This is a genomic window from Gynuella sp., from assembly GCF_050297175.1.
In the GTDB taxonomy this organism is placed as follows: Bacteria; Pseudomonadota; Gammaproteobacteria; order Pseudomonadales; family Natronospirillaceae; genus Gynuella.
The window spans coordinates 73,153-95,633 of the sequence record NZ_JBNKSF010000008.1; the positions used below are offsets into that span (position 1 = coordinate 73,153).

At 48.0% G+C, this 22,481-nt stretch carries 14 protein-coding genes; 5 read left to right on the forward strand and 9 right to left on the reverse strand.

What is annotated here, in order from left to right; translation table 11 throughout:
- The first annotated feature begins 174 nt into the window (after window positions 1-174).
- Both ACQY6I_RS03305 and ACQY6I_RS03310 read left to right on the forward strand, forming a co-directional pair.
- Complete coding sequence (locus tag ACQY6I_RS03305; RefSeq protein ID WP_428240046.1) at window positions 175-2,520, forward strand: hybrid sensor histidine kinase/response regulator; 2,346 nt, start codon at window positions 175-177, stop codon at window positions 2,518-2,520.
- A gap of 25 nt (window positions 2,521-2,545) precedes the next feature.
- Window positions 2,546-4,027, forward strand: a complete 1,482-nt coding sequence (locus ACQY6I_RS03310; protein WP_428240047.1) for a PAS domain S-box protein — start codon at window positions 2,546-2,548, stop codon at window positions 4,025-4,027.
- Between the two features lie 9 nt (window positions 4,028-4,036).
- On the opposite strand, the gene ACQY6I_RS03315 is transcribed toward ACQY6I_RS03310, so the two are convergent.
- The 5 genes from ACQY6I_RS03315 to ACQY6I_RS03335 form a co-directional block, all read right to left on the reverse strand.
- Complete coding sequence (locus ACQY6I_RS03315; RefSeq protein WP_428240048.1) at window positions 4,037-4,816, reverse strand: glucosaminidase domain-containing protein; 780 nt, start codon at window positions 4,814-4,816, stop codon at window positions 4,037-4,039.
- Between the two features lie 6 nt (window positions 4,817-4,822).
- On the reverse strand, window positions 4,823-5,701 hold the full coding sequence (locus ACQY6I_RS03320) for a DMT family transporter (protein WP_428240049.1): 879 nt from the start codon (window positions 5,699-5,701) through the stop codon (window positions 4,823-4,825).
- On the reverse strand, window positions 5,701-6,408 hold the full coding sequence (gene sfsA, locus ACQY6I_RS03325) for a DNA/RNA nuclease SfsA (RefSeq protein WP_428240050.1): 708 nt from the start codon (window positions 6,406-6,408) through the stop codon (window positions 5,701-5,703). Before sfsA ends, ACQY6I_RS03320 begins: the two co-directional genes overlap by 1 nt.
- A complete protein-coding gene (locus ACQY6I_RS03330; RefSeq protein ID WP_428240051.1) occupies window positions 6,398-7,567 on the reverse strand; it encodes an aminotransferase class I/II-fold pyridoxal phosphate-dependent enzyme in 1,170 nt (389 codons plus the stop codon). The genes sfsA and ACQY6I_RS03330 overlap by 11 nt, the downstream gene beginning before the upstream one ends.
- Window positions 7,568-7,651: 84 nt before the next feature.
- Window positions 7,652-8,905, reverse strand: a complete 1,254-nt coding sequence (locus tag ACQY6I_RS03335; RefSeq protein ID WP_428240052.1) for a glycoside hydrolase family 18 protein — start codon at window positions 8,903-8,905, stop codon at window positions 7,652-7,654.
- Window positions 8,906-9,754: 849 nt separating this feature from the next.
- Between ACQY6I_RS03335 and ACQY6I_RS03340 the strand changes: the two genes are divergently transcribed.
- Window positions 9,755-10,573: an HAD family hydrolase gene (locus tag ACQY6I_RS03340; RefSeq protein WP_428240053.1), complete on the forward strand. Its 819-nt coding sequence runs from the start codon at window positions 9,755-9,757 to the stop codon at window positions 10,571-10,573.
- Between the two features lie 16 nt (window positions 10,574-10,589).
- On the forward strand, window positions 10,590-11,474 hold the full coding sequence (locus ACQY6I_RS03345; RefSeq protein WP_428240054.1) for a 1,4-dihydroxy-2-naphthoate polyprenyltransferase: 885 nt from the start codon (window positions 10,590-10,592) through the stop codon (window positions 11,472-11,474).
- Between the two features lie 91 nt (window positions 11,475-11,565).
- Here the strand turns inward: ACQY6I_RS03345 and ACQY6I_RS03350 are convergent, their stop codons facing one another.
- Together ACQY6I_RS03350 and ACQY6I_RS03355 are read right to left on the reverse strand one after the other, a co-directional pair.
- The gene (locus ACQY6I_RS03350; protein WP_428240055.1) at window positions 11,566-13,545 is read right to left on the reverse strand and encodes a methyl-accepting chemotaxis protein; all 1,980 of its coding nucleotides are present in this window, start codon (window positions 13,543-13,545) and stop codon (window positions 11,566-11,568) included.
- 262 nt (window positions 13,546-13,807) lie between these two features.
- A complete protein-coding gene (locus ACQY6I_RS03355) occupies window positions 13,808-15,688 on the reverse strand; it encodes a sensor domain-containing diguanylate cyclase (RefSeq protein ID WP_428240056.1) in 1,881 nt (626 codons plus the stop codon).
- A 643-nt stretch (window positions 15,689-16,331) separates the two neighbouring features.
- Here ACQY6I_RS03355 and yccS point away from each other — a divergent pair.
- Window positions 16,332-18,491, forward strand: a complete 2,160-nt coding sequence (gene yccS / locus ACQY6I_RS03360) for a YccS family putative transporter (RefSeq protein WP_428240057.1) — start codon at window positions 16,332-16,334, stop codon at window positions 18,489-18,491.
- A 166-nt stretch (window positions 18,492-18,657) separates the two neighbouring features.
- On the opposite strand, the gene ACQY6I_RS03365 is transcribed toward yccS, so the two are convergent.
- Together ACQY6I_RS03365 and ACQY6I_RS03370 are read right to left on the reverse strand one after the other, a co-directional pair.
- A complete protein-coding gene (locus tag ACQY6I_RS03365; protein ID WP_428240058.1) occupies window positions 18,658-20,481 on the reverse strand; it encodes a diguanylate cyclase in 1,824 nt (607 codons plus the stop codon).
- A 176-nt stretch (window positions 20,482-20,657) separates the two neighbouring features.
- The gene (locus ACQY6I_RS03370) at window positions 20,658-22,337 is read right to left on the reverse strand and encodes a diguanylate cyclase (protein WP_428240059.1); all 1,680 of its coding nucleotides are present in this window, start codon (window positions 22,335-22,337) and stop codon (window positions 20,658-20,660) included.
- Window positions 22,338-22,481: the final 144 nt, after the last annotated feature.

Genomic DNA, 22,481 nt, shown 5'->3' on the forward strand with positions numbered 1-22,481 from the left:
TCAGAAAACAATGGATGATGCTGACATCGGAATCATGAAAAAGAATTTAGAGATGTCCTTGAGTATTGAGCCGCAGTATTGAATGATGCTGCAATGTAATTCCCAAACCCGTTAACCGGCAAATATGATCACTTTTACATCAGTTATTGCCTGTCAATCAACTGGAGCTATCTTTTGAGCTATCGACAACAGGTCTGCCTGATACTATTACTGGTTGTACCGCTGTTTTCTTGGGCCGGAAACATAGACATTTCTGCACTGCAAACGCCTGTCGAAGTCTGGGATTATGCCGAACGCCTGACAACTCCCAGAAACACAACCATAGAGGATGTTGCCAGCAGCCATAACTGGCAGTCTGTGGATCGTGAGACTCCTGGCCGGGGATTCTCTAAACAGACAGAATGGTTACGTTTTAAAGTTTCCAACAGCTCTGATCAAAAGAAACGCATGCGTTTCTTTTGGCATCATGCGCAGATTGGCTCTGCCAATATTTATCTCCATGACACCAAAACCGGAGATTGGCTACCCACTATCCATCTCAGTTCTCTGACCCCGATAGAAGACCGTCCTTATCATGGCCGTATGCTTGAATGGTATGTCGATCTGCCAGCCAACAGTGAGTATCAACTGCTACTGAGCGCAGAATCTGTCTTTTCCATGAGTTTTCGTATTTTAGCCGGGAAGGAATCCGACCTTGGACGTATTGCCGGTGATACCTATAACTCCACTTACCTTTTTATCGGCTTCATCCTAGCCCTGGTGCTATACAATGCGGCATTGGCATTATCGACCAAGGAAAGTGGTTACTGGTTCTATATTTTTTATATCACCTTGGTGTCACTTTACACTTTGTCATTACGAGGTTTTCTATTCGAATGGCATTGGTATTCAGATCCAATCTGGGAACAGCGGGTGGTTTTGTTTCTGGCCCCTGCCAGCCTGATTTTTGCGCTGCTGTTTGCCGACAATATTCTGCGAATTAAATATCAACCCGCGCTGTTTAAATTTGTTTTCCGGTTCTGCCTGTCTGCCCAATTCATTATGCTTGCAGTCGCGGCCTATCCCTCTATTGATATTTTTGTTTCATTGTTCGCGCCCTTATCCATCGTCGTGGTGGTTTTCATGTTGTCTTCCAGTGCGTGGGTCATCCTGCACAAAGGTTACTATGCAATCCTGTTCTTTCTTGGCTGGCTGGCCCTCTTGCTCGGCATCGCTGGCCACCAGTACTCCATTATTATTGGTGTAGGTACAGAGCTGTTGGGACGCGAGTCTCTGAAAACCGGTACCGCTCTGGAGGCTATTTTCCTGTCCTGGGCCATGGCTATGCGAATACAACGACTTCGTAAGGAGCACGAAGCACTGCGCAAACAGCATACTCAGTCATTACAGGAAATGAACGAGCAGCTGGCGGACAAACTTGAATTGGAGCAGGAGTTGAATAATCAGAAAAATGAACTGCTCAACATTATCAGTCATGAATTGAAAACACCGCTGAATATTGTCTATTCTGCAATTGACCTGTTGCGCGAAAATCCTTCCAGTGAACATATTCGGGATCTGGCTTACGGCAGTGACAGACTTCGTCGTAATGTCGATAATCTGGTACTGCTGAGTGAACTCAATACCCAAAAACTTCGGGTCAACTATCAATATTTTTCAATTCAAAACCTGCTTTCTGCGTTAAATGAGACCGCAGAGGTTACCCGTAAAGCCGACCAGCAATGGAAATTGATTTCCAATGTCAGCCCCGAATACAGAATTTATTCCGATGAAAGACTGTTAACCATTCTGTTGGAAAATATCGTCGAGAATGCGTTTAAATTTAGTCCTCGTGGCATTATCAAAGTGGTGGTTTGGGTGGAAACAACCAACGGTCAGGATGACCGCATGATCTGGAACATCGAAGACGATGGCATTGGCATCCCTGAAGACAAACAAACCAAAGTGTTTGATCTGTTCTTTCAAATGGACCATGGTAAAACCAGGGGCGCCGAAGGCATGGGAATCGGTCTGCCACTGGCAGCCGAAATCATCAAGCGCCTCTTTGGAAAAATAACGCTCGAATCCATTCCCCATAAAGGAACACTGGTCCACCTTGAATACCCTTCAGCAGCCCCAAATCTCGAACAACAGCGGGTGCTAACAGGTCTTACCGGCAATAAAGAGCGCTGTGTTCTGGTGGTCGAAGATAACCACATCAATGCCAAGGTTCTGGTTCGACTGATGGAACAAATGCATTATCAGGTTGTGATTGCTGATAACGGCGCCAAAGCCGTCGATCTGGCTGCCAACCGGCACTTTGATCTGATACTCATGGATATACAAATGCCGGTCATGGATGGTTTTGAAGCCACGCGGCAGATTCGAGCTCTGGGTTATGAGGGAATAATCATCGCTATTACCGCCAACGATACCAGCGAGGACCGAAATAATGCTCAACAGTCGGGTATGGATGACTTTTTGGGTAAACCCATTCGTTTTCAGCAGTTAAAAACGAAGCTCCGAAGCTTTAACCTATAATGGTGTTCTGCGCAGGAGATTCAGCATGCCAAACCATGAACCTACATGGACATACCAACTGATCGAACATCTCAGTGATGCCGTCATTCTGTGTACCCCGCAAGGTGAAATTATTCACAGCAACTCAAGCTTTGCCCTGACTCTCGGATATCAGGTCAGCGACCTGACCGGTCAGTATTGCCAGAAGTTCATCAGCGGCGATGATCAACTGAGCGACAATCTGAAAGAGCCAACCTTGCCGCGGCAGATACGGCAATCTTTCCTGCATCAACGCAAGCACCCGGTGACATTTGATATTGAGATTGTCCCAGTCAATGAAAGTGGCAGTGAGACCAATTTTTACTGTCTGATCTGTCACCCCCTGATTCAGCAGGTCAATCTGTCGGTTGAGCAACCAGAACACTACATCAATCTGTTCAATAAAAGCATTGATGCCATTTGCCTGACCAGGGAAGACGGCATCATCATCGATACCAACCCATCCTTCTGTCATATGCTGGGATATACCGAGGAAGAACTACTGGGGCAGAATATTCTGACGTTCTGTTCGCAGCAATGGATCGATCACCACGAAGACAATTTACGGGAACAGTTAAACTCCAAAGGATACAGCTCCATTCTCGAAAAAGAATACATCCACAAGAATGGAACACCACTAAGGGTCTCCATTCGTCTTTTTATGGAAACATCCAGGCAGACTGGAGAGCGCTTTATCTGGAGTATCGCCCGAACACAATTTGACAATGATAAACTGGTTCAACAGTTGAAAGATTCTGAAGAAATGTTCAGAACCCTGTTTGATTGCAGTTTTGACGCAATTGCCTACTTTCGTAACGACGACACCTGTGAGCTTGCTAACCATGCATTTGAAAACCTGATTGGTTACAACCAGCAAGAACTTCAACAGCTTACTTTCAGAGACTATACACCTCCTGGCTGGGAAGACATTGAAGAACAGATTACCTCACAAGTACGGCAACGTGGTTATTCTGATGTGTTTGAAAAGGAATTTATTCACAAAGATGGGCATGTCATTCCAATCAGCTTAAGGGCATCGGCTCAATACAATGAACACGGAGAAATTATTGGCAGCTGGCTGATCTATCGGGACATCACCCAAAACCGTCAAATTCTGGAAGAGCTTGAACACTCGAGACAGGTTCTGGAACAGGCAGGCAGATTAGCCAACATCGGCGGCTGGTCCTACATCGTCGGCACCAGACAAATACGATTCACTGCAGAAGTGTGTCGAATTCTTGGTATTCCATTCCGTCAACAGGCCAGCCTTAAGGAAATGCTGGAGTTGTTTTCGCCGGAGTCACAAGCAGAAATTCAAGCATCAGTGGAAGTGACGGTGCTACTGCGCACACCATTTGACATTGAGGCAGTTTATAACGGCTTTAAAAATCCACGCTGGATGCGTTTGACGGGCCGGATAAAATCATCTGGTGAGGGCGATATTATTTTCGGCGTCATCCAGGACATTGATGAATACAAGAAGCAGTAACCATGCTTATCAGATAGCAATCTCGTAATCTTTAAGGTTGTTATACTCAATCATATGAATAATCTCCTGCACGTAAGCCTGACCACGCTGGGAATAATTGGAAAGTCCGACCGCCAGACTGGTGCCATCAGGAATATTGGAATTCTCACGCAGCTGCCGACGAATTTTACGCAACTTCTTATACGCGGGATTGGTATTCAGATTTAACAAATAGGCACGCACAGAGTAATCCACACTCTTAAACACCTTTACTTCATGGACAAACCCTTCATCTCTCTGACTAGGTACAATCCCGCAGCCACGAACAAAACACCATTGACCGAAAAAGTTATTACCACGACGCGCAAAACGGGATGTCCCCCAGGCCGACTCATTGGCCGCCTGGGCCAGCACCAATGACGCAGGAATTTTATCCACCCGCAATAGCAGATCATCCAAACATTCCGGATTAAGGGCCTGACAGGACTTGCTTTCGTATTTCCGGGCAACATTGTTCAACCATAATTGCTGGTAACGACTTAAACGACCGTTTGGCAGCATCATTTTCTTCCGCAGTTGTAACAATGCTGTCCGCAGTTTCAAAATATGCAGATTTTCCTGCTCGACAATAGGTGCCATAAACTCAAAGAACGTCTGCTTTTTCAGAGTCACGTCGGTAATGGCACCAAAGTCAGGTAACGGGATATGCAGACGCACAACAGGATCAATCAAAGGAGGCAGAAAAGTATCATCGTATTTCTGGCAGGACACCAGAAACAACAACACGACAAATAATGAAAATCTAATCATAAGTCCTCACACATCCTTGCGCCTGGTTGCCACATAAATACCGGAAAAAATCAATGCTACCGCCACCAGTTGCACCCATTCAATTGCATCCCCTAATAACATCCAAGCCAGTACCAGCGCAAACACCGGCAACAAATTAATACTCAGACCAGTCAATACCGAACCTCCATGTTTGATTGCTATATTCCAGCAGTAATAAGAGCCGATGGATGGCAGTGTTGCTACATATAACAACAGGTACCAGTTACGTGCCTGCCCCATATCCCATTGGCTCCCCTGATTTACCTCAAAAACATATGCAGGAAACATACAGACTATGCCCACCAGCATCAGCACAAACAGTACCGCGCCTGTTTCCATTTCCCTGGGAACCTTCTGCAACAAAACAGAATAGGTCGCAAACGATAACACCGACAGCAACATAACGGCATCGCCACGATTAATCTGCAATTCCGCAAAATCTCCTCCCGTGAGGACATACACTACCCCAGCCAGCGCCAATGCAATACCGGCCACCTGATAGCGGCCGGGGCGATGGCCAAATAGCAGAATATTCATGATCAGAATAATAACCGGGATCATCGCAGTCACAATGCCCACGTTACCGGGGCTGGTATATTTCAGCGCCAGATATTGAATCGTGTTATAGAGCGTCACACTCAGAACGGACAAGGTCAGCACCAACCATTTATGCTGCCAGAACCAGACCCGGTGCCGCCAGGACTGAGGCGCGGCAATCGGTGCAAGAATCAGCGCAGCAACACACCAGCGCCAGAAATTCAATGTCAACGGAGGAATCTGCCCCGCAGCCATCTTTCCGGCAATGGCATTTCCAGCCCAAAACAAATTGGCCAGCATGGCAAAAACAAATGGCGGTAATCGCATCAATCTTCTTCAAAGCTCCGAACAACATCACAATAAATACCGGAAACAGATACCCGGCTGCCATAACAAAGTACTCTGACCCCGGCCTGCCGGGCATTAACCAGCGCTGCGGCATATTGTGGATCGATATGACCGGCAGCACGGACCGTCTTAATGCCACTATGCGCCACATGAAACAGCAATACTGCAGCATATCCCTGCTGTGCCAGCAGGGTCAGTTCGCGCAAATGTTTTTGACCACGGCTGGTAACCGCATCAGGAAAATAGCCATGACCGTCGGACTCCATTAAGGTGACATTTTTCACTTCCACATAACAATCGGGCAATCCCGGTTGCTGCAACAGGAAATCAATGCGGGAGTTTTCCTGCCCGTAACGCACCTCAGAACGCACCGTTTGATAATCAGCCAGCTCAGCAATCCAATGCTCCCGGAGCGACTCAGCCACCAGAGCATTTGCCCGCTGGGTGTTCACGGCAATCATCTCCCCCTTCCGTTCAAGCAACTCCCAGGTATACCGCAGCTTGCGCTTTGGATCATCGTTTGGCAGCAGCCATACCGGAGCGCCAGGCAGCAACAGGTTCTTCATAGAGCCGGTATTGGGACAATGAGCCGTCACAATGCGGCCATCCGGCAGCTCGGCATCCATAAAGAAACGCTTGTAACGGCGGACCAGCCTGCCTTCGACCAATGCCCGATCAAACTGCACCGATAAAACTCTCCAGGCGCGCCAGTGCCTCCTGCAACACCGCTATCGGCTGAGTATAGGCAAAACGAATACTGGTATCGGGATGGGCACCACCAAAGTCCTCACCCGGGGTAGCGGCAATCCCCGCTTGTTCCAACAACTGCCAACAGAAGGTCATGGCATCACGGGTAAATGCAGATGCATCGCAATACAAATAAAACGCTCCGTCCGGAGCGGCATCAATGACAAACCCTAATCTCTCCAGCCCCTGCTTGAGGATATCCCGGCGCTGTCGCAACTCACTTCGGCGTTGTTCCAGCAGCTCAATGACATCCGCATCAAAGGCCCTTACAGCCCCGTACTGAGACATACTGGGTGGACACAGGAAAATATTCTGAGCAATGCGATTCACCGCATCCTCATAGCCCTCCGGCATAACCAGCCAGCCCAAACGCCAGCCAGTCATCTGGAAGTATTTGGAAAAACTTTGAATAACCCAGGCACGCTGTTCGTATTGCAGAACGGTATCAGCCTGATCACAGTCGAACACCAGTCCCTGATAGATTTCATCCATAAACAGCTGAATGTTGTGGCACTGGCAGAATGCAATAATTTCCAGCAACAGTGCTCTGGGAATCACCGTACCGGTGGGGTTACCGGGTGACGCCAGCAGTAGTCCCCGGGTACGGGACGTACATGCGGATTCCAGTTCTTCAAGGGTAGGCAGATAGCCATTGTGACGCTCAGTGTTAACAATCACCGGCTGAATCCCAAACAACTCAGCAAAATGCCGGTTACAGGGATAACCGGGTTCGATCAGAATCAACTCGTCACCACTGTTCAGGCTGGCAGCAAAGGCCAACTGCAGAGCTCCGGATGCACCTGGAGTGACGGCAATACGAGAGGCGGGCATTTGCAGCTGGTATTTCTGCTGATAAAAATCAGCGATTTTCTGTCGGAGCTGGGGAATCCCCAAAGCCGCTGTATAGCGGGTTTCACCACTGGCAACCGCCGACTGGGCTGCATCGATAATGGCCTGTGGCGTGGGAAAATCCGGTTCCCCCACCTCCAGATGAACGATATCCCGTCCCTGGTCCTGTAACTCCCGCGCTCGTGCCAGCAGCGCCATGACATGAAACGGCGCGATTTTCGCCAACCGCGCGGCCAAATGTACCTGCATTACCACCTACTCCAGAGCCCACAAAGAAGGCCGAATACTACCCAAAGGCCGGCCTGGAGTCATGTCTGCTATGTATTTACACCATCAGCGCCAACAACGGTATCTACCCAACCCGCTGCTGATGGCATGTAGCAGCTCACCATCGACGGTGTCACCACTCAGCTCCCAGAAAAAAGCACCTCCGAGCGCCTGACGACGGACATAATGCATTTTTTTGAACACCGTATAGGGTGTGTCATAACTCCACCAGTCACCGTCACAATAGGCATAGGCGGTACCTCCGGTCAGCCCGGTTGCCGGACAGATATCTTTCAACACCTTGTAGTCGTTAACACCTGCCTCATAAACACCTGCTGCCGGTCCTGTCGCACCATCACCTGGCCAGGGACTGGTCACTCCCGTCCAGCCGCGACCATAAAACCCGAGTCCCAACAGTATTTTTTCAGAAGGAATCTGCTTGTCCTTCAATACCTGAACAGCATAATCAGTCGTAAATGAACCAACGGGAATGCCCGGATATGCGTATAGAGGGGAATGGGGAGCAGTGGGTCCGGTACTGTCCCAGGTGCCGAAAAAGTCATAAGACATGAGCATGTAGAAATCCACATATTCGGCGGCACCTGCGTAGTCCGCCACCTTCAGTTTGGCTTCATTGGCTGAAATGGCAGCAGTGACCAGCTGGTCCCCAAAGCGCTGCCGCAGAGCCTGCATTAATTGCCGGTATCCATCAAAACCACTGCTGTCACAGCTCAGACCGCAATCATTTGGATATTCCCAGTCAATATCAATGCCATCAAAAACATCGGCCCAGCGTGGATCGTTCACCAGTTGGTAACAGGAATCCGCAAAGGCCTGAGGATTCAACACCGCTTCTGAGAACCCGGATGACCAGCTCCAGCCACCGAATGACCAAAGAATCTGCAAATGTGGATACATTTGCTTAAGCCGTCGTAGCTGACCGAAGTTACCATGCAAGGCGCCTTCTTCATCACTGTCAGCAACGCCATCCACACTACCTTCAGCATCATAATATTTTTCATAATCAGCATAACTGTCACCAACCTGACATCGTCCATTCTGGACATTACCAAAGGCATAAATAATGTGAGTCAGTTGTTCGGCAGAACCACTGTCGTGGATATTTTTAACATGATAGTTACGGCCATAAATGCCCCATTCGGTAAAATATCCAACAACCTTTTTATCATCGGCACGTTTTGAAAAGTGTTTGCGCATACCGGAATCAAGACCGTCCGCAACGGTAGAAAAAGCAATACAGCTCAACATCAGCACTCCCATACATTGCATCGTACGGGTCATAATTGTGTGAAAGTTCATGGGATCTCCAGTCAGTCTCAACAGATCAATCAAAGTTCCGGAGGAACTGAATAATCCCCCGATCAGGGTTAAGCATTGTTGTCAGCCAATACTTAAGGAATCTCTGAAAAACCGAATTATCATGAATGTCTTTATAAGGGCATCAGATAACATCTGGAATTGACGATAAACTGATATATTCCGTAAATCCATCTGCCCAATGACGATAATGAGTTGAACTTCACAATACCTGGGCAATTTGTTTATTCATCCAACACTACAGGTTCACGTACATATTCCACACCTAAATAAATTTATGGGCATGCCAATGACCATATATTGTGAACGATGATTTATCCGTTTTTAACCCGTTACTCAGACTAGGAACTGGGTAGCGATCTTCGCAAACAGACGATTGTCATTGATTGTTGAAACAGCGAATACAAGATAAACATCCTGGATAAATCGACCAGAAGCGGATTTTTGGGGAAAGGCCGACGTAAAGAAAGAATTCACCGTACTCCAGCAAGTACTGTTTAAAAACCATAACCACTGAAAGGGCTTCTGGTTCAGATCGCTCCTAATGCCGCGCGACAAGGATCCCAGGTGTACAGAATACACATAGAACAAGGTGCGGACGAATTGCCACTCAGATGTTCTGCCGAGGTCACAGCACAGACATGAAATGATCGAACGAAAGCCTCTCTCGCAAAACTTTCCCTGACGACGATACACAGGATATTCTGATCGGCTCCCGATCAATACTAATCCCTAAGATGGCAAAACAATATCAGGCAGATAACGAATCATTAGTGCCAGCCCCCCTCTATCACGTACACTTACCACTCATATATATTCGGGAGACGTATCTTGGAACTGATTGTTTTTGATCTGGATGGAACTCTGTTAAATGGACAACAGCAGATATCTGCCTACACGCTGGAGACCCTGGCATTACTAGGGGAACGAAATATCGCTTACACCGTTGCTACTGGCAGAACCTTGCATGCTGCACTGCCCTGCTTCGCCGGTCACCGCTTTCCATTACCCCAGATCTACAAAAACGGGGTGGTCATCTGGAACCCACAGACTCAGTCTTTCAGCCACAAAAACTGCCTGACCCGCACGGAGGTCACCGAGGTTCTGGAAGCCTTTGCCGAGTCGTCACTGACTCCGTTTGTTATGACCATCGATGACCAGCATCAACAAGCGGTATACCACGGTGCACTACAATCCTCTTTCGATCATGCCTTTTATGCAGAACTGAAAGACCGTACCAGTCGTCATGTTTTTCCCCTGGAAGCATTACCCGAAGATGGCATCACCAATATCAGTACGTCCGGCCAGGGCGAACTGACGGGCAAAGTGATCAGCCGACTGAAAAACATGGCACATCTGACCGCTTATTATGGTGAAGATATGTATACCCCAGGACATTTCTGGATGGATGTTCATCACTGTAATGCCAGTAAGGGCGGTGCGATTCAGCTACTCAAACAGGAACATGGTTTTGAACGGGTTATCTGCTTTGGTGACGGTGAAAATGATATCAGCATGTTTGAAGTCGCTGATGAAGCCTATGCCCCTGCCAATGCAGAAGACAATATCAAAACAATGGCGACTGAAGTCATCGGCCATCATGACGAAGACGGCATTGCCAAATTCCTGAGAAAACGTTTCAACCTCTGATTAATCAAATTTTTATATGTCTATTGCTAGCAACCCCTGGATCATCGCCATCCGGCCTAAAACTCTGCCTGCGTCCATCAGCCCAATTCTGGTGGCCAACCTGCTCTGTCTCGGAGCGGATTTTCGCCTGCTGACGGCAGTGTTAACCATGCTATGTGCACTACTGCTGCAAATATCAGTGAACTTCGCCAACGACTATTTCGACTACCACTCTGGTGTGGATACCGATCAGCGTCAAGGCCCAGTACGGGCAATACAATCAGGCCACGTGAGTCCGGTTATGATGCTGTGGTCAGCCATCATCACCGTAGTGTTGGCGGTTTTGATCGGCCTGTATCTGATCTGGACCGGAGGCTGGCCCATTCTGACCATCGCTATCACCTCTGTGATCTGTGTGTTCTGGTACAGCGGTGGCCCTTTCCCACTGGCTTCGTTAGGACTCGGCGAAGTCACGGTATTTATCTTTTTTGGTCTCGCTGCAGTACTTGGTACCCAGTACCTGCATCTGCAGACCGTCACCACCACCGGGATCTGGGTGGCCATACAAATGGGGCTGTTAAGTGCGGCCATCATGCTGGTCAACAACATTCGGGATATTCCCACTGACCAACAGGCCGGCAAGCGCACTCTGGCAGTGAGACTGGGGCTCGAAAACAGCCAGCGCCTGTATCAGATACTGGTGATCACACCACTGCTGATTCAAACCTGGCTATTTGTGCATACAGCAAAAGATGTCGGTCCGGCACTGCCGTTTCTGAGTATCCCCTGGCTGATGAAACTGATTAAAAAATTGCCGGAACGCAGTGGCCAGACACTTAACCAGCAATTGGCGGAGACAGCAAAGTATCTGCTGTTATTTGCAGTTATGACGGGTACCGGGCTGATCATCAGTCACCTGTGATAATGACCGATCAACCTAATGAATCGGACCCTGGCCATGATGAATGGCGCAGGGTTATGTTCCTTGTAGCGACCTGACGTGTTAAACCCAATTACACCTTGAACTGTTTGATCAAACCATACAGGTGATCAGCAAACTGTTTCAGTTCAATATTATCCTGAACCGAGACATGCGACTGATCGACCGCATTTTCGGCCATTCTGGCAATTGCACGGATATTTTCCATAACGTCATACGCCGCCACATTCTGCTTCTCAGCAGCATTGACAATGGCACCACTCATGGCGCTGATTTGTGCCAATCCACTGAGCATCTCCTCCAACGCATGACCGGTCGAGGTGGATTGCTGCACACATTGTTGAGCGAGGGTCTCATTTACCTGCATCAACTCAGAGGTTTTACCCGCCTGTTCGATCAGACTGGTAATCATCCGATGGATTTCTTCAGTAGAATCCTGGGTCTTGTGTGCCAGGCTGCGAACTTCATCGGCTACGACCGCAAATCCTCGCCCCTGATCCCCTGCACGAGCTGCTTCAATGGCAGCATTGAGAGCCAGCAGGTTAGTTTGTTCGGAAATCCCATCAATAACCGACAAAATGCTGGAAATGGTCTCGGTTGCTTTTTGCAGATCAGCCACCACTTGAGTGGCGGCACTCTGGTTCTGACCCAGTTCACTGATTAGCGCAATATTTTTCTCCATATTCTCACGGTTGTCCCTGGCGGAATCATTAAGGCGATTTACTTCCTGTGAGGAACGGCTGGCATTATCGACCATTTCATGACTTTCAGACTGCATGGTCGACACTGCGCTGGTCACACTTTCTGTACGATGCTTCTGCTCCGTGGCGGTTTCACTGACAGTTTTCGAACTACTGTCAGAGCGTTCGGCAATCTCCAGCAACTGACTGGAGTCTTTATGGATACCGGAAATCACTTCGCGTAACCATTCGACCAACACATCAACAGAGCGGGCTATCTGGCCAAACTCATCGTTGCGATGATTACGAATCAGATCCGTCAGATCACCTCGGGATACTTTATTCAGAAAATCCTTCAGCCCGTTAAGAGGCTTACGAATACTTGAGGCCACATTAAATGTCACCACAATGGCAATTAACAATGCCAGAGCCAGCAGCACCTCCAGTACCATGATCGATTGCTTGGTCATATCAATAGCACGGCTGGCTTCACGATTAGAGGAAACCTGTAATGCATCAGACACACCTTCCAACAGAGTCTGCACCTGAGAGACATAATCCGTAATCTGTTCCAGTGCCTGTTCCTGACTGGTCTGCTGTGTCAGTATCCGACCATGCAGCTTGATCAGCCCGTCATCGACCTGCACTTCGGCACGCAGCACGTCATAATAATGCGACAATATGCCGTTATTTTGCCGATCCACCTCGCCGAGCTGATCAACTTTGGATTTATAATCCGCCAGCATGGAATCGGTAAAAGCGATTTTCTGTTCGTAATCGGCTGGGTTATTGAGATTACGAATGGCAGAGATAGCACTGGACACACCAAGAGCAGTTTTTTCAGCCGAGCCCAGGTTCCAAAGATCTTCGTTGTTGTCTTCGGCAGCCTCGATCAATTCCTTGATGTCTCCTTCCATGAAAAATATTTCACTGTTGAATTTTTCCAGTCGGGCAGTTTCTTCAGCCATGAGCTTTAGGTTCTGCCGACGCTGCGACATGAAGTCATTCGCTGCCTGCTGAAATTGCTGAACCAGCGCGTCAGCTTTTGTGAGTCCTTCATTATCAAAATTCACCTGACGGATAACACGCTGATAACGATCCATCGCTTCAGTGAACTCACCACGATAACTTTCCAGCTGGGTGTCTTCATTACTTTTGGAAAACTGCGTGAGCGCTTTGTTGGCAGACAGTACAGCCACACTCAGCTCTGCATGATTAATGATATTGGGTGTCAACTCGGTGTTATAAAACTCTACCGTCCGCAATGCTTTTTTTTGCGAGACAATCGCGGTAAAGCCGATTCCAAGTAATAAAAGACCCACTAATAAAAAAGAAATAACAACCCGTTGAACCACGGTTAACTGCAGCTTCATCTCTAACTTCAACTCCAGAGTTAATTAAAGCAACCTCTCAACACGAAGCAGTGCTGATTGATCAATACCTTTTGGGATTTGCATTTCGTGCTCCGCTCCTGCACCAATAAAGTGCCAATCCAAGTAACTGTTATGCTGTTAATTCGACGGAACAAAACCACATATAGATATCATGATAAACGAACATTCTGATTTGCCCAGACACAAAAGGGGTTATCTCTGTTGCAAGTATTTAACATAACTTGTGTCTGTTTCGGAAAAGCTACACATTCTGTTCAAGCGGTGCCAATGAAGGCATAGTCGTCGTTGCCAAATCGGCCTCAACTCGGTTTCGCCCACCGGATTTTGCCGCATACAGTGCTTCATCTGCCCTCTGAATCAACTGCTTCAACGCAGTTTTATGCATCCCGGGCTGGGTACTGGCCACGCCAATGCTAACCGTCAAATGAATACTAAGATCACTATTGCCGAATGCCCGGTGTTCGACCGAAGCACGAATGGCTTCTGCAATGCCGGCAGCAATATCAATATCCGCCCCCGGCAAAACCACCATGAACTCCTCTCCTCCCCAGCGTCCCATAAAGTCATGAGTACGCAGCTTGGTTATCGGAATCACCTTCGCCAGATGCATCAATGCCTGATCTCCAATTAAATGACCATATTGGTCATTCAGCTTTTTAAAGTGATCGGCATCAATGAGTAAAACTGAAATCATTTCGTGATCATCAGTACAACGACGCCAAGCCTGTTCAAGTTTTTGCTCCAGCCCCTTACGGTTCAACACCCCGGTCAGATGATCAATAACCGCTGCCTGCTCTGCCTGTTCACGCTGTCGAACCAATTTCTGGTTGTCATTCAACAGGCGAATTTCATTACTCACCGAGTTGGCAAACTGCTTGGCCAGCAATTGCGAGTGAACTAACAAAAACAGCAGCATGGCATACACCAGCAATATATATTCTGTTACATAAAATACGTAACCGGGGTCCAGGCTTAACAGCAGATCATTGACGGCTCCGACAACCAACAGGATAAAAATAGCCAGCGACAAACGGGCGCCGGTAAAGCGCTGGATTGAAGCTCTGACCAACAAATACAGAATTACCAGCATATTCAACACCAGCCACACCTCCTCAGCAGGCAATATCAGATATGCCAACCAGTCCGCTGGGGTCAGAAAGATACTCAGGGTCAGTACCAGTGATCCCGTCCAGGAACACTGCAGCAAACGTTGCGGAAACACCTGCCGGAACAGGTACTGGTAAAAATGCAGCCAGATAGAGGCCGGTATCGCAATTGTCGTCAGCTCCAACCGAAACCGCCAAATGGCGATAGCATTGCTGGTCCATGAAAACATCTGTTCAAAATATCCGAAACCAACGAAGCATCTGAACGCAACAAACAGACAGGCAACGGCAATTAGCAATGAACTGGTATTCTGGCGCCGGTTTAAATAAATCTGCAGGTGATTCAGTGCCATATAAAGCAACGCTCCTATGGCAATACCATGCAGCAAAACCACCAACATACGGTAGCGGTTATATCGCTGGCGCAGATCAATGGTCACGGCGGTACGAATACCACCTTTATAAAAGTTAAACTTGGAAACCTGTAATACCAGCCAGTAACGTCCCTGAACAGGTGGAAGTGCGAATGACAGATAGTCTGGCGCAACAACATTATGGCGCGGATCGGCCGAGACCTTGCCACCTTCAAACAAATCGATAACTTTATGGCCGTCTTCACTGACGAGATAAAAATGAAAGGCTTCGCTGATGCGAATCAACCTCACGACCATAGATTCTGTCAGCGCACCTTCAAAATTTAACCGGGTCGCATAAGTGGCAATACCATGATTCATTGGGTCCTTATCAGATACCACGTCATTCCAGATACCGGGTACCGTCACCGTTTGCCAGGGGATAGCGGGATCAACAACATCGACCGGAGGCAATAATGCATTCCAGTGAAATAGCCAGGTCCCATTTAAGACAATAGGCTGGCGATCGAGAAGCTGCTGACTGACCTGGAACTCCATCGCTGCCCATAATCGGGATGGTAGCAGCAATAAAATCAAGAAGAGCAATACAGATTTATTGAGAATACATAGCATCGACGGAAGATTAGTGACCTTGATCACCATAAAAACGTGATTGTATCAACATTTTCCCACCAATATGAGTTGAAACTGACAGAAACTGCATTGCTTTTGACCGATATCTAACCAACCGGCAATATTAGAGGGGAAAAACCTAAGGGGCCTCTGAAAAATAGGAATAGTTTTGATGCAGGCAAGGAAGCACCACTCGCTACACCGCAATTTACGGGCGTAAATGAGGATGTGAGACGGAGGCTGACAACGTCCTGCATGAAAATAGGCCATTTTTCAAAGGTTCCCTAAATTAGAGCATTAATCCAAACGGTCCTTGCCTCTTGTCCAATCGCTCCACGAATATCCTGTTGTGTTGCAAACTTCATGGTAGAGAGTTCACTAGTGTAGTGTCTTGAATAAAGCCTATATTAAAAAAGCACCTCAAGATGTTCACAGGCAATGATCATTCCCATGTCAGGAACTGGAACGAAGCGGTGGGCGTCTTGAGGATTTCTCGAAGAGTGGGATGCCGTTGGCTGAACTTAACGTAGAGTTGTGAAGTGAATTCGGCGGCCCATTTAAATATGCGTTTTATTTGAGACACGACACTAGAGCTGGCACGGATCATAAACAAACGCTGCCTATTTGTTACACTTACCTAATGGTAATGACCATCCAGAGGTTTCAAACGAACGTGCAGTGGTTGCAGACATTACGCCGCTATTGGGCAAACAAAACGATCAATTACAGCTTTTTGATTCTGGTGACCTTACTGGGAGTGGTGATACCCGCCTGGTACTGGCACCACATTCACCTCATCATCCCACTGATCCTGGGTATTATTGCGGCAGCACTGGCAGAGAGTGACGATAGCTTCAGTGGAAGAATCAAAGCTCTTCTACTGACCCTATGCTGCTTTGCCCTGGCGGCGTTCTCAGTCGAATTGCTGTTTGATTACCCAATGCTCTTTGCCATCGGTCTTTTCAGTTCTACCTTTGGTTTCATTGTTTTAGGGTCACTGGGTCCAAAATACAGCAGCATTGCATTCGGTTCCCTATTGCTGGCCATCTACACGATGATCGGCGCACACCAAAGTACGAACCTGTGGTTTCAACCGGTCATGCTGCTTTCTGGTGCAGCCTGGTACTATCTGGTATCAATGACCTGGCAGATCATCTGGCCAATGCAGCCGGTGCAGCAAAGCCTTTCCAGTGTATTTTTGGATCTGGCGGATTACATTGATGTCAAAGCCGAATTATTTCACCCAGTCAACAACCTGATTCCTCAGCCGTTACGGATCAAAGAAGCCAAACTTAATGTCAGTACAGTGCAGTCACTCAATAACTGCAAAGCGACCTTTCTCTCACGATCAAAACGAGGTCGCATTGGCGGTCCGAGTGATCGTTTTCTGAATATTTATTTTATCGCCCAGGACATCCACGAAAGAGTCAGTTCCACTCACTATCGCTATCAGGACCTGGCCCGCGCCTTTGAACGCTCAGACATTTTGTTCCGTTTTCAGCATTTGTTGCAGATACACGCACAGTGCTGCCGCGACATCGCCCATGCCATCAGAATGGGACGTCCATACACACACAGCACTAAAGCCGTTCAGGCACTGGAAGAACTCATAAGCTCCATGAGCTACCTGAAAGGCCAACAAAACCCCGGACCAAAAAACCTGATTACCCAGCTGACATATCTGTTCGACAACGTCGCCATGATCAGCAGTCAGATCGAAAATCTGAACAACCCTGATGCCCGACACACAGACGAAGGGGTTCTTAACGACACAAATCCACACACCATCCGCACAATGTGGCAGCGAATCAACAGTCACTTGAACAGGGATTCACAGATATTTCGCCATGCAGTTCGCTTATCGATAGCTCTGACCGTTGGTTACGGCATCATACAGGCCCTGGGGCTGGAGCGGGGGTACTGGATTATGTTGACCACTCTGTTTGTATGTCAGCCCAACTACAGTGCTACCCGGAAGAAACTGATCAATCGTGTCATTGGCACCATTGCCGGCCTGTTGATTGGAGCATTTTTACTGACGGTATTTCCATCTCATGAAAGTCAACTGGTCTTCATCGTTATCTCAGGAGTACTGTTCTTTGCCTTCCGCCTGAATAACTACGGTTATGCAACCGGGTTTATTACCTTGCTTGTGTTGTTCTGCTTTAATCAGCTCGGTGAAGGTTATGCTGTAGTTCTGCCTCGACTGGCAGATACACTGATGGGATGCGCGCTGGCGGTTATCGCTGTCACTAGAATACTGCCGGACTGGCATGCGCGCCGATTATATAAAGTACTGGCTGATGCGGTGAATGCCAACAAAGATTATCTGGCACAGATTATCGAACAATATCTGAACGGAAAAAAAGATAATCTGAACTATCGTATCGCTCGCCGTTATGCCCACAATCAGGATGCTAATTTGTCCGTCTCCATCAGCAACATGTTGTCTGAACCAGACAAATACATCACCTCAGTTGAGGAAAGTTTTCGCTTTTTAACATTGAATCACGCCATGCTGGGTTATATTTCTGCGCTCGGAGCACACCGAACAAAACTTATACAGGCTCCTGCCCACCAGCTGGTCATCGACAGTCATAACCTGATCCACAGCCACCTGGAAACATTGCATAAACAACTTAGCAGTAAAGAGCACAATATGGACCTGAATGCGATTGGCCAAAGCGAACTGGAGCAACGACTCAATGAATGGCGCGATGAAGATGAAGGCTCAACCAGACTGGTTTTGCAGCAGTTGCAACTGATCTATCGCCTGCTGCCCGAACTGCATACATTAGCGGAAAAAATAGCAGGAACAGGAAACAATATCTAACCATGCTTCACGTTTAAGCTTTATATGTGCCCCCAAACACTATTCGTCATACAGGTGAAGCAGGTTGCGTTAGGCCACTCTTCGATTTAACAACCACAGCCTAAAAAACGGCCAATTGCTGATGCTTAATTCAGATGCTTCACAATGCATACGGAAAATCCATCTATTAATGGGTATGCAATAAATCGGAATACACACAGATCTGATTCCGACCTCTCGCTTTTGCCTCGTATAAGGCTTCGTCGGCCTGCTGGATGATCGCTTTCCAGCTACCATCACCCGGTTGAGGAGTTAGATTTGACACACCGATACTGACCGTGAAACGTATGTGTTCATTCTCAAAATTCAACACCGCCTTTTCAACACTATCGCGAATGATTTCGGCAACCTCTGCCGCCGCCTGGACCACCGCCCCTGGCATCACAACCATGAATTCTTCTCCTCCCCAACGACCATGAAAATCATTGCTGCGCAACATCAGTCCACGCATGACCGATGCCAGAAAGACAAGTGCATAATCCCCTTTCAGGTGGCCATAACGATCGTTCAGCTGTTTGAAATAATCAGCATCGATGATCAATAAAGACAAACAGGTTTGTTCGCGAATGCAGGTGTTCCAGGCTTGATCCAGGCGAACCTCAAGGCCTTTACGATTGAGTACTCCGGTCAGGTGATCAATGGTAGCTTCGCGCTCCGCTGCTTCACGTTCACGAGTCAGTTTACGGTTGTCATGGATCAACCTGATTTCATTCTGAATCGCAATCGCATAACGTCGGGCCAGCAATTGCGCATGCAATAATAGAAACAGCAACATGGCATATTCGGTAATGTACAAATCATAATGAGCGGTTCGGGTGGAAATCAGATCATTGATAACCCCTATTGAAACAATCCCAAAAGATACCAACGCGACTACGGCATCAGGACGTCGCAGCTTAATTGCCCGTAACACCGAGTAGCTAATTCCCACCATATTGATCAGCAACCACATCTGTTCTGCCGGCAGAATGACATAAGCCAACCAGTCCGGGGTGATAACCAACACAGCCAGAGTCAGCAGAATGGAACCTGTCCAGGAAAGCTGCACCACCCAGCGGGGCAGCACGCCACTAAATAAAACATGATAAAAATGCAGCCAGATCGTGGCCGGAAGAACCACTGTTAGCAACTCCAACCGGAAACGCCAGATCGCAACAATATTACTGGGTTGCGAGAAAAAGCCCTCAAAATAGCCGTAACCGACCAGGCTGCGAAGTGCAACAAACAAACACGCCAGGGACAGCAGTAACGAACTGGTGGACTGTCGCCGGTTAATAAAAATCTGCAGATGATTCAATGCCATATAGATCAGCGCGCCAATGACAATTCCGTGGGTCAGTGGCCGATAGACACCCAGGCGTTCACGCCGCTGATTGATATCAATGGTAACCGGAGAACGAATGCCACCCTTGTAGTAAATGAACTTCGACACCTGCAATACCAGCCAGTAATGACCTTCTGCTTGTGGTAAGGCAAACGACAGATAATCCGGGGCCACCACATGTCCCTCTGGCTGCCCGGATAGACGACCACCTTCAAACATACTGATGACTTCTGTGCCATCAGCCCGGACCAGATAGCCTTTGAATGCTTCGCTGACGCGCACAAAGTTGATCGTCAGGTCTTGCTGCAGGTCTGAGTGAAAATTCAGTCGGACAGCAAAAGTGGCAACGCCATGATTCATTGGACTCCCCTCATCCACCAAGTCATTCCATACACCAGGAACGTTGACCATTTGCCATTGAATATCAGGATCGGTAACCTGCGTTGGATTCACCAGCCGGCCCCAATGAAACTGCCAATGTCCATTCAGCGACAGGGCATGTTCTGCCAGTACTGTTGGGTCAATCTCAAATTCATCGGCCATCCGAAGATCGATCGCCCGAAGAAAGGGAGAGCCCAGAATCAGAATTAAAAGAAAAAATACGCGCATGGCCGCCTGGATAGTCATCAATCCAACTACTATTCAGATTAGACTAATAATTACATTGGCAGTGTTGTTATTTAAGGAATCAGTAATCTGTATCGATTAAGGGGGGGGGGTGACCGGCACTCCCAAAAACGGGCTAACGAGAGGGACAAAAACGGGTCTTCACTGAAAACACCCAATACGGCTGACGAATAATCTCACGGCGACGCTGTAACCACCCGATTCCGACCACTATTTTTGGCTTCATACAAGGCCTGATCTGCCCGTTCGACAATCGCCTCCAGCCCATCATCTGAGTGGCGTTGACTCAGACCAATGGAAATGGTCATCGATTTGTCCGCTTCCAGCTTACAATCGATATCATGCATGAGCTCCTGGCGAATTTGCTCACACGCCTCATAGCAACTGTCCAATTGCCGGCCCATGAACAGAATCAGAAACTCTTCCCCACCATGGCGGGACACAATGGCTTTTGGCGGAAGGCTGTTTTGTATCAACTGGGCCAGATGATGCAACAGCACATCACCGCGCTGATGCCCGTAGGTGTCGTTGATGTTCTTAAAGTGATCCACATCGACCAGAGCCACACAAAACATCTCTGACCCTTTGACCGCCTCTCGCAGTGTTTTCATCATGAAACGGCGATTGTGGATATTGGTTAGGTCGTCAATGTGAATTTTTTGGTTCAGCTCATCAATCATTTGTCTGAGAGCCTGCTTTTCAGCCTCGCTCTCTTCTTGGCGAATGCGGTCCAGCTCCGCCTGCATACGGGTTCGTTCAAGCTCCCGTCGGGCATCACTCAACTCACTCACAGATGTCATCAGTTTCGCCCGCGATGCAGCCACACTGGAGCGCTGCTCACGCTCCATCTGGTGATAGCGCTTATAGTGACTGAAGGCCTTTTCCATCAGACCAATCTGCTGACAGGCCTGGGAAATTTCCAGATGGGTATGCAGAATAGTCAACCGATCATCCTGTTCAATCAATGCTGGCAGGATGTCTTCATAAATATCTATCGCCCCCTGCACATCACCATGCATCCAGGCGATTCTCGCCAAAAGCAATTCTGCATCCAGCTCCAGACCCTGAAACCCATGCTGCCTGGCCAGATTACCCGACAACAGAATGTTGTGCTGGGCTCCACTGAAGTCACCACTGTAGGCTTGTAACGCGCCATAGTTGGCCAGAATCAAAGCCTCGCGATAGGGGTTTTGGGACTGGCGTGCAAGTTTCAACGCCTGCTGCGCATACAGCAAGCCTTCGCTGGCCACAGCGGTTGCCTGCTCGGCCAACTGCGGTTGTTTATGTGACAGCAATTCGCGTACGTACAGGACGCTGAAATCAGCGAGATTATTCAGAACACAAAACCGGGCTTCGATATCAAGTTGCTGAGACAGAACCAGCGCCTGGAGCATAAATTTTTTGGCTTCTTCGTGCTTTTCGAGATGCTCCAGCACGACACCGATACGGTTGTAGGCCCAGAACAGCAATGCCGGATTCTGTCTGGTACGGGCATATTCCATACTACGGGTAAGGTTCTCGAGCGCTTCGTCCATCAGGCCCAACTGAATATAAATAACAGCCTGTTCATTCAGCGCACTGGCCAATTGTTCAATATCATTCTGGCTTTGCCAGATAGAAATGGCCGACCGATAATGCTGAACCGCTTCGTGATAAAGTCCTTGTCGTGGCAATTGCATGGCCAGCAACATCTGCGCCCGCCCTTGAATATGGGTCAGACTGTGTTGACGCGCCTGTTCAAGCACTTCAGTGGCCAAGGCAATACCTGCCTTATAGTTTGCCTTGTTACGCTCACTGTTCGCCTGAGCCAGAGTGGCTTCTAATTGATTGGACAGTGACAGATTGTTCTCCGTCATTCAGTAGGGTTACCTTTTATCTTGCATAATTGCTGTAGTTACAAACATTTATTCATGAATAATCATAAATATAGCAGTCGACAGGATAATATCAGGCGAGATTTGAGGCTTTCTGACACCAATTGTTGATCTGGTGCGCAAATA

What these genes read in the sequence shown, in the direction of transcription:
- ACQY6I_RS03310 (WP_428240047.1), top strand. Translation starts at nt 2,546, where the DNA reads ATGCCAAACCATGAACCTACATGGACATACCAACTGATCGAACATCTC.
- ACQY6I_RS03315 (WP_428240048.1), bottom strand. Translation starts at nt 4,816, where the DNA reads ATGATTAGATTTTCATTATTTGTCGTGTTGTTGTTTCTGGTGTCCTGC.
- ACQY6I_RS03320 (WP_428240049.1), bottom strand. Translation starts at nt 5,701, where the DNA reads ATGCGATTACCGCCATTTGTTTTTGCCATGCTGGCCAATTTGTTTTGG.
- ACQY6I_RS03330 (WP_428240051.1), bottom strand. Translation starts at nt 7,567, where the DNA reads ATGCAGGTACATTTGGCCGCGCGGTTGGCGAAAATCGCGCCGTTTCAT.
- ACQY6I_RS03335 (WP_428240052.1), bottom strand. Translation starts at nt 8,905, where the DNA reads ATGAACTTTCACACAATTATGACCCGTACGATGCAATGTATGGGAGTG.
- ACQY6I_RS03345 (WP_428240054.1), top strand. Translation starts at nt 10,590, where the DNA reads ATGTCTATTGCTAGCAACCCCTGGATCATCGCCATCCGGCCTAAAACT.
- ACQY6I_RS03350 (WP_428240055.1), bottom strand. Translation starts at nt 13,545, where the DNA reads ATGAAGCTGCAGTTAACCGTGGTTCAACGGGTTGTTATTTCTTTTTTA.
- ACQY6I_RS03355 (WP_428240056.1), bottom strand. Translation starts at nt 15,688, where the DNA reads ATGGTGATCAAGGTCACTAATCTTCCGTCGATGCTATGTATTCTCAAT.
- ACQY6I_RS03365 (WP_428240058.1), bottom strand. Translation starts at nt 20,481, where the DNA reads ATGACTATCCAGGCGGCCATGCGCGTATTTTTTCTTTTAATTCTGATT.
- ACQY6I_RS03370 (WP_428240059.1), bottom strand. Translation starts at nt 22,337, where the DNA reads ATGACGGAGAACAATCTGTCACTGTCCAATCAATTAGAAGCCACTCTG.